General features: G+C 61.4%; 12 protein-coding genes. 8 read left to right on the forward strand and 4 right to left on the reverse strand.

Annotation, left to right across the window (positions count from 1 at the left end; translation table 11 throughout):
* Positions 1-218 precede the first annotated feature (218 nt).
* The 3 genes from GLS_RS05005 (at position 219) to GLS_RS05015 (ending at position 1408) form a co-directional block, all read left to right on the forward strand.
* Complete coding sequence (locus GLS_RS05005; RefSeq protein ID WP_041111453.1) at positions 219-530, forward strand: hypothetical protein; 312 nt, start codon at positions 219-221, stop codon at positions 528-530.
* A gap of 14 nt (positions 531-544) precedes the next feature.
* Entirely contained in the window at positions 545-778 is a 234-nt protein-coding gene (locus GLS_RS12940) for a hypothetical protein (protein WP_052327471.1), read from the forward strand.
* 78 nt (positions 779-856) lie between these two features.
* The gene (locus GLS_RS05015; protein WP_041111455.1) at positions 857-1408 is read left to right on the forward strand and encodes a hypothetical protein; all 552 of its coding nucleotides are present in this window, start codon (positions 857-859) and stop codon (positions 1406-1408) included.
* Between the two features lie 69 nt (positions 1409-1477).
* Here the strand turns inward: GLS_RS05015 and GLS_RS05020 are convergent, their stop codons facing one another.
* Both GLS_RS05020 and GLS_RS05025 read right to left on the reverse strand, forming a co-directional pair.
* A complete protein-coding gene (locus GLS_RS05020; protein WP_041111456.1) occupies positions 1478-2698 on the reverse strand; it encodes a YncE family protein in 1221 nt (406 codons plus the stop codon).
* Positions 2695-3501 carry a creatininase family protein gene (locus tag GLS_RS05025; protein WP_371858524.1) on the reverse strand — a complete coding sequence of 269 codons (807 nt, stop codon included), beginning with the start codon at positions 3499-3501 and terminating at the stop codon, positions 2695-2697. The genes GLS_RS05020 and GLS_RS05025 overlap by 4 nt, the downstream gene beginning before the upstream one ends.
* A 172-nt stretch (positions 3502-3673) precedes the next feature.
* Here GLS_RS05025 and GLS_RS05030 point away from each other — a divergent pair, with 172 nt between their 5' ends.
* Both GLS_RS05030 and GLS_RS13350 read left to right on the forward strand, forming a co-directional pair.
* Positions 3674-4171: a DUF2721 domain-containing protein gene (locus GLS_RS05030; protein ID WP_041111458.1), complete on the forward strand. Its 498-nt coding sequence runs from the start codon at positions 3674-3676 to the stop codon at positions 4169-4171.
* A gap of 283 nt (positions 4172-4454) precedes the next feature.
* Positions 4455-4592, forward strand: a complete 138-nt coding sequence (locus GLS_RS13350; protein WP_153429664.1) for a hypothetical protein — start codon at positions 4455-4457, stop codon at positions 4590-4592.
* 77 nt (positions 4593-4669) lie between these two features.
* Here the strand turns inward: GLS_RS13350 and GLS_RS05035 are convergent, their stop codons facing one another.
* Positions 4670-5917: a multidrug effflux MFS transporter gene (locus tag GLS_RS05035; RefSeq protein ID WP_041111459.1), complete on the reverse strand. Its 1248-nt coding sequence runs from the start codon at positions 5915-5917 to the stop codon at positions 4670-4672.
* A 146-nt stretch (positions 5918-6063) separates the two neighbouring features.
* Positions 6064-7092 (reverse strand): phosphate ABC transporter substrate-binding protein PstS, encoded by a 1029-nt coding sequence (pstS, locus tag GLS_RS05040; RefSeq protein WP_011252487.1) that lies wholly within the window; start codon positions 7090-7092, stop codon positions 6064-6066.
* Between the two features lie 331 nt (positions 7093-7423).
* Here pstS and GLS_RS05045 point away from each other — a divergent pair, with 331 nt between their 5' ends.
* From GLS_RS05045 to GLS_RS05055, 3 genes are all read left to right on the forward strand, one after another.
* Positions 7424-9115 (forward strand): porin, encoded by a 1692-nt coding sequence (locus GLS_RS05045; RefSeq protein WP_041111460.1) that lies wholly within the window; start codon positions 7424-7426, stop codon positions 9113-9115.
* Between the two features lie 142 nt (positions 9116-9257).
* On the forward strand, positions 9258-9797 hold the full coding sequence (locus GLS_RS05050) for a GlcG/HbpS family heme-binding protein (protein ID WP_041111461.1): 540 nt from the start codon (positions 9258-9260) through the stop codon (positions 9795-9797).
* Between the two features lie 161 nt (positions 9798-9958).
* On the forward strand, positions 9959-11926 hold the full coding sequence (locus GLS_RS05055; protein WP_226986642.1) for an AsmA family protein: 1968 nt from the start codon (positions 9959-9961) through the stop codon (positions 11924-11926).
* Positions 11927-11930 lie beyond the last annotated feature (4 nt).

The following is an 11930-nucleotide window of genomic DNA, read 5'->3' on the forward strand; positions in this document are numbered from 1 at the left end:
ACCGGCCCATGGGCGGAGCGATGTCATTCCGACATGCTTCGCCCATAATTGTTAATCAATTAAATAAAGTCTTGATTTAAGGTTCCGACAGGATCATCCTGTCTTCATATTATCGAGAACCCTCCTCACCGCTGCCACGCAGACGATTTCCCGGCCCGATTTTCCTGTGGCCCCGCATCGCCCGCCAAACGGCGAGGATCATGCCAAGGAATCCAGCGATGTCTCTAGTCCTGGTCTCATCAGAGCCGTCCGAACCCGATCAGAAGACCACCACGGCCGCACCCACCGATACTCCCATGGCCACGCCAGATCCCGCCACCCTGGCCGAGAAGAACCGCCAGGAAGAGCAGGTCCTGAAAAAACGTTTCATCGGAATGGTCCTCGGGCTCGTGTTCGCGCATGTCTATGTGGCGCTCGCGCTGGCCTATTCCTACATGGACGACCACAACCACCTGCACACCTGCTGGCTTCCGCTGCTCGGGGCCTTCATCTGCGGGATGATCTTCGTCTTCCACGTCTCGATCTCGTAACCCGGAGAGGCCCCATGACCCGTACAGTCCGCCACGCATGGCTCCAGCCCTTCCTGTCCACGACATTGTGGACCCTCGTCCTGATCGACATCGCCGTCATGACCTATCTGGAAAATCAGGATTTCTTCAAGGATTACGCCGGCTGGGCCTGGCCCTCCGTCCTCATCACCGGGATCATCGGCTATTTCATCGGCCCCGCGATCGATCGTCTCTTTTCCAGAAAATCCTCCAGCGCCAACAGACCGTAAAGTACGCGCGGCCAGGGCTGCTGGGCGGACAGCCGTATCTCTGGCACCCAGAAAGCCATAGATTTCAGGATGATGAGCATGATCGCTCCAGGCGCAAACGGCATCACACGATATGCTCACCTGATCCGGACCCGGAAGTACGTTGCGGTGATTTCGATGGATAACCGGGGAGGAAGTTTCTTCTCGGTCACCGGATGGTCAACCTTCATTGACCGCAAGGACGCCACGCCGGAATGGATCGGCGAGAACCTCCGCAAAGCCCTCGAGACAAGCGGTGATTTTGTCATGGAATGGAACGAAGATCCGCTTCCGCGAGACAAGATGGCTGCGGAAAGCAAGAAATCCGGCCCGCTCTACATGGAATTCTGGGGCCGGGTTCGGGAAAAATACGGCTTCAAGGACTGGCGCGATGCGCAGACCAAGTCGGCCCTGGTCTTTATCCAGTGGGAATGCGAACAGACAGATCAGGTGCGGTTTGCCGCTTCAAAGGGACGAGGAACCAGTCATTCAGCCTGGTACACGAACGAAAACGAAGGAAAAGTCTTCCACGCGTCGTTCAATGCCAGCAATCAGGAGTTCGGAGAGATTGCCCTACAGGCCCTCAACGTCTGCCGCCCCAACTACCTGTAAAGCCACGCCCAATAAAAAAGGGAGACAGAATATCTGCCTCCCTTTCCCGATCCATCAATCCCGCAGACCTTACCGCAGGATGCCCGTATGCCCGACGCTGTAGCGTCCCGGCTGCGGCCAGACCGTCAGACCATGCGGCTCTGCACCGACCGGGATCTTGCGCATCGCACCCGTATCGGTGTCGATCGCATAGACGACGTCATCAAACCGCCCCGACAGCCAGAGCAGCTTGCCGTCCGCGCTGACATTACCCATGTCCGGGCTGCCGCCACCGGGGATCATCCACGTCTTGACGACCTTGTCGGTCGCGAAATCAATGATCGACACGCCACCCGGCCCATGCTTCGGACCATGGATGCGGTGTGAACCACGATTAGCGACATACATCAGCTTGCCATCACGGCTCGGATACAGGCCATGCGTGCCGATGCCCGTGGGAATGAAGCCGGTCTCCGTAAACGAGTCCCCGTCCACAACAAACACGCCGTCCGCCATCATGTCCGCCACATAGAACTTGTGACCATCCGGCGCCGTCAGAATGTCCTGCGGCATGCCACCCTTGGACAGCTTCAGCATCCCGATCATCTTCAGGTTCACCGTATCGACCTTGGCGACATAACCGCCGAACTCGCAGGTGAAGATCGCGTATTTGCCGTCGATGGAGAAATCGGCGTGATTGACGCCCTTGCATTCCGGCGTCTCGACCGAGCCCTTCAGCTCCATCGTATGCGGATCGCGGAAGTCCAGACGCTTGTGCGCTTCGGCCACCGTGATGGCGTATTTCCCGTCCGGCGTGAAATACATGTTGTACGGATCATCCACGGCAATGGACGGACCGGGCTTGGCCGTCGCCGGATTGATCGGCGTGAGCGACCCGTCCGGACGGCCTTCGCTGTTATTCGTCACCCACAGCGTCCGCAGATCCCAGGACGGCACCACATGCTGAGGCGAGTGCCCGACCGGGAACGTGTCCACGACCTGAAAGGACACCGGATCAATGACGGATACGCTGTCCCCGCGCAGGTTCGGCACATAGACGCGGGCCGGGTCCTGCGCGATCGCGGGCGAAATGTGGGACGGCGTCGTCTCGCTGTAGATGTTCTTCGGGTCGATGACCGGCGGCATGCCCGGGATCGTCTGGATGCCGGAGGCCGCGACCGGCGCCGCAACAGGAGCGGACGCATCGGCCGGCACCGGCACCATCGGCGCACTCGGGGAGTATTCCTGCGCATGGGCCGCGGCAGCTCCCAGCAGCGTCATCGCCACCAGAAGAGGAGTCTTGAATGTCATGGATGGCTCCTTTGGAAAGACTGGATTGCCGCAACCGCGGTCCGGATCTGCATGTCCGTGCCGATCCGGCCGAGCCCGGCCGATGCGCGCCGCGGATCGCCACCATAGACGCCATCGGCCGCACCCGGTTTCGGAGCCGCGCGCAACGCATCCTGACGCACAAGCGACGGATCGACCGCCAGCATCAGCGACGTATCGCTCAGCTCCGCATGAAGCCCCACCTCGGCCGCATGGCCCTGCGCGCGCAGGGCATCGGCATACTGGTGAGGAACGACTTCATAATAATCGCGCAGATAAAGCACGGCTGCCTGACCCTTCCAGGCCCGGTTCAGCTCCTGCGCCACCTGCGCCATGAAAGACTGGTATCCGCCATGATCGCCCAGCAGCACGATCCGCCGGAAACCCTGAACACGGAAACTCTCCGCAGCGCCCTTGAGCAGCCCCTCGAACACGGCAGGCGGTACAGAAATCGTGCCCGGAAACTTCATGTGAGACGTGCGCGGACTCGTCGAGCCCTCGGGCACATAGGCCACAACAGGGGCCACCAGCGTATGCCCGGCCTGAACCGCAATTGCGTCCGCCAGAACCTGCGCCCGCACATTATGCTTGCCGACCGCCATGTAAGGGCCGCTCTGCTCGGTTCCGCCCACAGGAATGATGACCGTATCCGTCCCCGCCTTCACATCCTGCGCCACCTCGGTCCAGCTCCGGCAGGCGAACTCGGCCTGAAGCGCCAGACCGCTGCAATGCGCGCCCTCGCCGGCCATACCCTGCGCCTGCACAACCGGGACAGACAGACCCATCCCGACGCAGAACAGGACGATATGACGGGACAGGCGAGACAGGTTGAACATCCGGGCCGGAACACCTCTGGCAATGGCTGCCCTTCCCTACTCCATCTTGGGGCGCCTTTTCCAGAGCCCGGATTGCAGGCTTCCGGTCTTTCCGGAAACGGATCATGCAGTATAAGACGCTATGGCTTTCCCGATTTCCTATGATCCCGATCCCGTCGACAGCGCCGCCCACCTGATCCAGGTCGCGCTCACCCCCGTTTTCATGCTGTCGGGCATCGGCACCCTCATCAACGTATTCAACACACGCCTGGCCCGCGTCGCCGATCATCTCGAAGACGTGCGCAAGAAACTCGGCAGCCCGAAAACGGACGATATCCCGGTCGATCCCGTCGACAGCCCCGAACGCCTCAAAACCCAGCAGACCCGCCTGCACCGCCGCGTCTTCGTGCTGGATGCCGCGATTCTCCTCAACGCGATCGGCGGCGCCTCGACCTGCGGCGCGGCCATGGCGCTGTTTGTTGGCTCGATCCGGGACGCTTCGACGTCAGCATGGCTGCTCGCACTTTTCGGCATAGCTCTCGCCTGCACCGTCGGATCGCTGATGTTCTTCCTCGCCGACACCCTGCTGAGCTGGCACGGACTGCGTCGCGACACCGATCTGAGCCTCGACGCGGAATAGCCTCCCGCGCAATTTTATTTCAAAAACTACCCGAAACGGTACTCTTTCCCGCAAGAAATCCTGATCTGCAAGCGCATCCCGCTTTACTTTAACAAAAGCGAAATAATAGCCCGGCGGGAACAAAAACGGCGTCTCTGCAAAGAAGGCAAAAGTTTAAAAGGCATTTATGCACGGAATGCAGGGCTGACCCTGCATCTGTATTTGTTGCTTTGGACCCCGATTCTGGAGTTTCTCCCGCTGCACGCCGCAAAACGGCAAAGATAACCACACGGAGATTTTCCAAATGACGTCCATGACCCTGATCCACCTGATCGGCCTTCCCACCAGCCTGCTCGCACAGTTCTCGATGGTTGCCTTCGTTCCGATGATCGGCGCGCTGATGATTGCTACGGTTGCTTCCGACCGCGTTTCCGAGAGCTGATCCCAGTTATCTCGGGACAGGCCCGGCCTTCGTGCCGGGCGTCCCGCTTTTCATCTCCCGGCTGACGCGGACCGCGCTCAGTGCCGGACAGAGAGATAGGTTTCCGGATCAAGCCGGCGGCGCCACAGATCGCACAGCCAACAGCAACTGATCCCGACCAGCATGCCGATCGATGTCGACCCGACCCAGTGCGTCGGCAGAAACGACATCATGACTCCCGCCAGACCGGCGATCGTCCAGTTCATCGTTCCCATCAGCGCCGAAGCCGCGCCCGCCTGATGCCCGTGATGCGTCAGGGCCAGAATGCCCGCGTTCGGCCCGATGAAGCCCAACGAAAATGTCGTGCACCAGATCAGCGCGCACAGGATCCACGGATCCTGCGGTCCCGCAAGTCCGCTCAGACACACCGCCACGGCCAGCACGCAGAACACCAGCACCGCCAGCATCCCGATTTCCATCACCCGCGTGAACAGGAACCGGTTGGCCAGCCGTGCATTGATCTGCGAGCCAAGAATGAAGCCGACCCCATTCAGTCCGAAGAAAATGGCGAACAGATGCGGCGAGAAATGCAGGATGTTCTCGAACAGCGCCGGGGCGTTGGACAGATAGGCAAACATCGTGAACGTCCCGAAGCTCACGACCATCACCGCGGAGCAGAACAGCGGCTCCCGCAACAGGTCCCGGTAACGCGCCGCCATGCCGCTGACCGGCAGAGCAAAGCGCCGCTCCATCGGAAGAGTTTCCGGGAGCAGAAACAGCGTGCCGAGGAACATCACGACGCCAAAAGCGACATTCGCCCAGAAAATCAGCCGCCAGTTCCCCAGATCCAGCAGGAAGCTCCCGATCGAGGGCGCCAGCAGCGGCCCCAGCCCGAAAATCAGCATAAGCTGCGACATGAGCTTCACACCCGCCGCTCCGGTCGCCACATCGCGCACCATGGCGCGCGGCGCGACCGAGCTGATCGCACCGCCCAGAGCCGCTATGAAACGCAGCACACAGAACATATGGAAACTGGTCGTCAGGGCCAGCCCGACAGAGGCGAGGGCATAGACCACCAGCCCGCACAGAAGCGGCAGCTTGCGCCCATAGCGGTCACAGAGCGGCCCCAGGGTGAACTGTCCAATCGCCAGCCCTGCCAGCCATGCCGTCAGTGTCAGCTGCGCCGATCCGGGCCCATGCCCCAGATCATGCTCCAGGGCCGGAAACGCCGGCAGGTACATGTCTGTCGAAACGGGCCCCAGAATGAAGATCACACCGATCAGCACACGGGTCAGGGCATTCATCCCCGCGGGGGAGGTCTCTTCGGACAGCGACGTAACGGACACGCAGACACCATGACTGGACAGAGCAGAAAACCGAAAACGGGCTTCCCCTGCTGGAGAAGCCCGTTTCCATACTCAACGCCTTTTTGTCCGGACTGACCAGCCCCGAATTCAGGAGCCATTCCTCATTCCAGACAGAGACGCAGACCTTACTTCGGCCAGTTGGCCAGAATGTCCGTCTTCACGTTCTGCGGCAGACCGACATAGTCGAGGCGGGCATTGTCCGCGTCACCATGCTGGAAACCCCACGTAAAGAAGTTGCGCACAGCCTTGCCGGACTCCTTCTGGGCCGCATCAACCGGCACCAGAACGAACGTTGCCGTCACGATCGGCCAGGACGATGCGCCATCCGTGTCCAGCAGGTTCACCGCATAGTGATCGGCATGAGCCCAGTCAGCAGCCTTGGCGGCTTCCGCGAAGCTGGCCAACGTCGGGGCAACGAAGGCACCGCTGTGGTTCTTCATCTGGGCGATGTTCAGGTGGTTCTGCGCGGCATAGGAATACTCGACGTAACCCACGCCACCTTCCGTCTGACGCACCATGGCGGCAATGCCGTCATTACCACGTGCGCCCGAACCACCCGGCCAGGCGATGGACGTGCCGGCACCGAGCTTCTGCTTCCAGGTCGGGGAAACCTGCGACAGATAGGACGTGAAGACGTAGCTCGTGCCCGAACCATCGGCACGGTGGATCGGCGCGACATCCGTGTCCGGCAGCTTCAGACCCGGGTTCAGGGCCTTGATGCGGTCGTCATCCCAGGTCGTGATCTCGCCGTCATACAGACCGGCCAGCGTCGGGCCATCGAGACGGAGCTGGCCCGGAGCAATACCCGGCACGTTCGCCACGACCACGATGCCGCTCATGACGGTCGGGAACTGGTACAGCTTTTCCTTGGCCAGACGGTCACCGCTCATCGGCTTGTCGGAGGCACCGAAGTCAACCGTGCGGGCAATGACCTGATCCTGACCGGCGCTGGAGCCCACGCTCTGGTAGTTCACGGCGATACCGGCCTGGCTCTTGGCCGCCGTGCCCCACGCACCATAGATCGGTGCGGCGAAGCTGGACCCTGCGCCCGTGATGTCCGCAGCCTGCGCCGACGACACGAACGGGGTCATGGCAGCCGTGCCAAGGGCCGTGGCGACGAGAAGACCGAATAGCGGAGCTCTGCTCTTGATCATGGGAATCCCTTATGGGGCGTGAAAACTGCGTCCTTAGTAACGCTGACCGCAAAACAGAAACAGTAGGGCATGCGTGATAGTTTCATGACACCTTCCGGACACGGGGAGTGCCGAAATGTCACACCCCCACTCCCGCAAGCCACCGGTTCAGACGGCTCTCGCAACAAAACTGACATACATAATTCGAAATCCGCAGTTTTCTGCGGATAACAGTATACAGTGTCATAGAACTGTCATATTCCCGTCATGAAACCTTCCCATTATTTCAAAATGCGAATCAGATACCTGAACTGCGGAACACACGCCCTCCCCAGAAGGACGCACCGCAGCAATGGTTTTTTCTTTCCGCCGGACCACGGCCCTCTTGGCCACAACGACCCTGGTTTCACTTCTTCCTCTTTGTGGCCATGCCCGGGCCGCCGACCAGATGCAGATCATGGAACGGCAGATCCAGGCCATGCAGGCACAGCTCTCCACCATGAAGAAAGAGCATGCCGAGGAAGTCAAACGCGCCCGCGCCGTTCTGGCCCGCCAGCGGGAAGAAGCCGAAAACAACCCCTATGCCCAGCGTGGCCGCTATATCGGCCAGCCGCGCCCCGCCGCGCAGCCGCTGATCAGCGTCCGTCCGGCAAAGGCCGGCGCCGATGATGGCCGTCCGCCGTCAGACCGCGCGGACGTCTCTTCCTGGTCCGACTTCCAGCGCGCCACTGCGCAGGACGAGGAAGTCACGGTCGGCGGCATCAAGGTGGGCTTCCCGGGCGGTCGCCCGACGATCCAGTCCTCCGACGGCGCCTACGCCCTGTCGATCGGCCTCGCCTATCATGAAGACTTCGGCGGCTTCTTCAATTCCGGACCGCGCGCCGGCGAGAGCCGTGGCGCCTTCAACGGCTTCACGTCCAACCAGCGCCGTCTGCGTATTCCGTTCATGTTCCGCTACAAGAACTGGGTCGCGGCCGTCACACCCGATTTCGGCGCCAATCATAACGACGGTTATGTCGGCCTCTATGAAGGCAACCTGAATTACACGGGTCTGCACAACACGGTCCTGACCGTCGGTTACTTCCAGCCGCGCGTGACCGAGGAAGATTCCGAAAGCTCCAACGACTTCTTCACGCTCGAGCGTCCGAGCATCACCGACATGGTGCGTAACATCGCCGCAGGCGATGCCCGCTTCAGCGTCGGCGGCCTGCATTACGAGAAGCGCTGGTGGGTTGCCGGTTACTTCACGGGCCAGGAATGGGGCCATCGCAACGCCTCTGACATGAGCTCCACCTATTATGGTGGCGGCAGCGGTTCCACGGTCGACAGCCAGACCGGCGCCACCCTTCGCGTTGCCGGCCGTCCGGTCGTCACCAAGGACGTGGACCTGCATGTCGGTGCGTCTGCCATCTCCGCCTTCAAGGTGGCCTGTAACACAGGCTCCGACCCCAACCACTGCACCCGGTCCACGTCCTTCGGACAGCGTCCGGAGTTCGATATCGGCGAAGCCAACCTCGCCGCTACGGGCACCATCAGCAACGCCTCGCAGGTCTGGGCCGCGGGTCCGGAACTGGGTCTTCGCTGGCGTCGCCTGATCGTCAAGGGCGAGTACTATCACGTTGGCGTCCAGCGCTCGGCTCCGGGCCTGAAATCCGCCAGCTTCCAGGGCTGGTACGGCTCCGCCGCCTACACCCTGTTCGGCAACCCGCGCATGTACAACATCAAGGAAGGCGCGTTCGGCGCTCCGGGCGTGAAGGCTTCCGAAGAGTTCAACCCGGCCCTCAACCAGTGGGGTGCACTTGAAGTCGTCGGCCATTACAGCGTCATCGACCTCAACAGCAACCTCAACGACGCCAACTCCAAGAACGTCATCCGCGGCGGTCAGCAGACCGTCTGGACCGGCGGTCTGAACTGGTACCCGAACCGTCATTTCCGCCTGATGCTGGACTACAGCCACTTCATCGTGTCCCGCAGCAACCAGGCCACCAACACCGCCGGCCGCACCGGAAACTCGATCGCAGCCCGTATCCAGGCCGCTTTCTAAACCGTACCCGTTACCCTCTTCCGGCCCCCGGTCCGGGAGAGGCACTTTTACCCAACACCATTGCGTGCACATCCGCTTTCCTTATTGCGGCCCACGCCCTGCAGACAGCATGCTTCCCGTTCCATAACGAGAGAACCGGCTGATGCTCCCCAACGCAAAACCGCTCCTTCCCGCAGCAGCACTCGCAGTGGCCTTCCTTTGCCCCGCCGCCTTTGCCCAGCCCGCTGCCAGCTCCCACATCGTCACAAGCCAGAAACTCGACTGGTCCACCGCTGCGGCCCTGGCCTCCGAAGCCGTCCGCATCTGCGCTGCACAGGGCTATTCCGTGACCGCCACCGTCGTGGATACGAGTGGGCATGAACAGGCCGTCATCAAGGGTGACACCGTCCCCCTGCAATCGCTCTCCGTGGCCTACCGCAAGGCCTATACGGCCTATTCCTATGGTCTGGCCTTCAACAAAAACACGACCAGCGAACTGATCGCCGCAGGCGTCACCGGCCCCGCAAACGGCGCCCTGAACACCATTCCTGAAGTCCTGTTCGTTCCCGGTGGCGTCACCTTGCGCCGCACAAGTGACCACGCCATTCTTGGCGGGCTGGGCGTATCCGGCGCTCCCGGCGGAGACAAGGACGAAGCCTGCGCCCTGCATGCCGTCGAAAAATTCAGGAATACCTTCCAGTAACACAGCCTCTCTTATTGAAATCCGGAAGTTACAGGAGTTTTGAGAACAAGGATCTTTCTGTCGATCCTTTCAAGAGATTCCAGTCTTTCTGGTGGAGTTTCCTTTTGTGAATCATACCGGTATTGTCCGGCCACATTGAAGACTTCCTGAAAGACTGTCTCTTGCTGCGCTGGTTCCTGGTTTCCATCCTGTCCCTTACCGTTCTTCTCCTGGCCCTGTTCGGCACAGGATGGATCTGGATCGACCACAAGGACCTCGCCGCATTCGCCACCGCGAAGCTGGAAAAAAAGCTGGACCGTCCTGTCCATATCGGCGCCCTGCACATTCATCCCGGAACCTGGCTGACGATCGAAGCGGATGACGTCTCCGTCGCCAACATCGCCAGCGGCACGCGCCCGCAGATGATGACGCTCGGTCATCTCGGCGCACAGGTCCGCCTGACCTCCCTGATCTGGGGTCCGCCCGAGACCCGCAACATCGTCATCTCGAAATTCTCGGGCCTGTTCGAGCGCACACCGGCGCATCTGCCCAACTGGCGCTTCGGCCCCCATCAGAACGACCCGCGCCCCCCGCTCACCCCCGAACAACAGGCCAAAGCGGATGCGCCGCCCGATCTGCACAGCGCCCCGGGGCTGCGCAACGTCACGATCCTCGACAGCGACGTGACCTACCGCTCGGCCAATGGTGCATCCTACAAGGCCACCCTCGGGGGGGTCGAACTCGCCTCAACCAGCGATACAAGCCCGCTCACCATGACCCTGAGCGGCGCCTATAACGGCACCCCGATCGCGATTTCCGCCGAAATGGAGCCGATCCGCGACCTCCGCAAAACGCCACAGCGCCCCTACGGCACCAAGGCCCATGTCACATCCGGGGACATGACCTCGGACTTCACCGGCACCCTGACGGACCCGACAAATTTCGACGGCGTCGAAGGCCATACCACCGTCACCACACCCACATCCGACACGCTGTTCAACGTCGCTGGAATCAAGGGCGATCATGCCCCCGTCAAACTGACCCTGTCCGGCGATTTCAGCCATTCCGGCAATGACTGGCATTTCCGCAAGGCGAACGGCACCATCCAGACCAGCACGATGGAAGACGGCGACTTCACGCTTGTCGAAGGCAGCCATGGCAAACCCGATGACGTGACGGCAAAGATCGGTTTCGGCCGCCTCGACATCAACGGCCTGATGCCGATCCTCGCACCTCCCGGAGCCAAAGGCAGCAAGAAAAGCCCCTCCACGCTCCACGCAGACCTGCTGCTTCTGACCCCACCCGATCCGGACCCGCTGGTCCATTTCGATCTCGCCGCCAAACAGCTAATCTACAACAAACTCGATTTTGCGAACCTGAAGATCCAGGCCGCCCAGATCCCCAACCGTATCGACGTCCCGGTCCTGCGCCTTGGCTATGTCGGTGCCTCACTCAGCGCCAACGGACATATTGAAGCTGACGGGAAATCCTCCCGCATCGCCGCCGAACTCGCCCTGACCCATGGCGACATCGACCGCCTGCGCCGCGTTGCGGGCCTCGCTCCCGTTCCGGTCAATGGCAGTCTGAGCTTTCGCATCATCGCCAGCGCAAACAACGTCCACACCCTCAACGAAGCCATGAGCCGCGCCGACCTCACCGCAGCCGTCAGCATGGAAAAGGGCGAGATCGCACGTGAGATCGTCGAGGCCGCCTCGATGGATCTGCGTCTGCTCTTCCGCCACGCCAAGGGCGTCACCCCCATCACCTGCCTGCTCGGCGTCCTGCAGATGCATCAGGGTATCGGTGTCGTCGTACCGCTGCGTCTGCGCACCGGCGCGGGCACCATCGCGGCCAAGGCGGATTTCGATCTCAACCGCAGATGGCTTGATCTCGTCTTTGCCAGCCGCCCCTTCTCGACCAGCTTCTTTGCCCTGGATGTTCCCGTCCGCGTCAGTGGCCGTTTCGACGCCCCGGTCCTTTCTCTCGCAAGATGGTCGAAGGAAGGCCGGAACATGCTCGCGGATTCAAACGAGGTCACGAACCTTCCCCCGCCCTGCAGGGTTTCGCGGCCTCCAACGCCTGCGCCCGCCCCACACGCTGACGCTAATTTGCACCTCATCCAGCCCCCGGCTATGCACGTCGCACCGTAGGAAG

The sequence above is a fragment of the Gluconobacter oxydans DSM 3504 genome (assembly GCF_000583855.1).
Classification (GTDB): domain Bacteria; phylum Pseudomonadota; class Alphaproteobacteria; order Acetobacterales; family Acetobacteraceae; genus Gluconobacter; species Gluconobacter oxydans.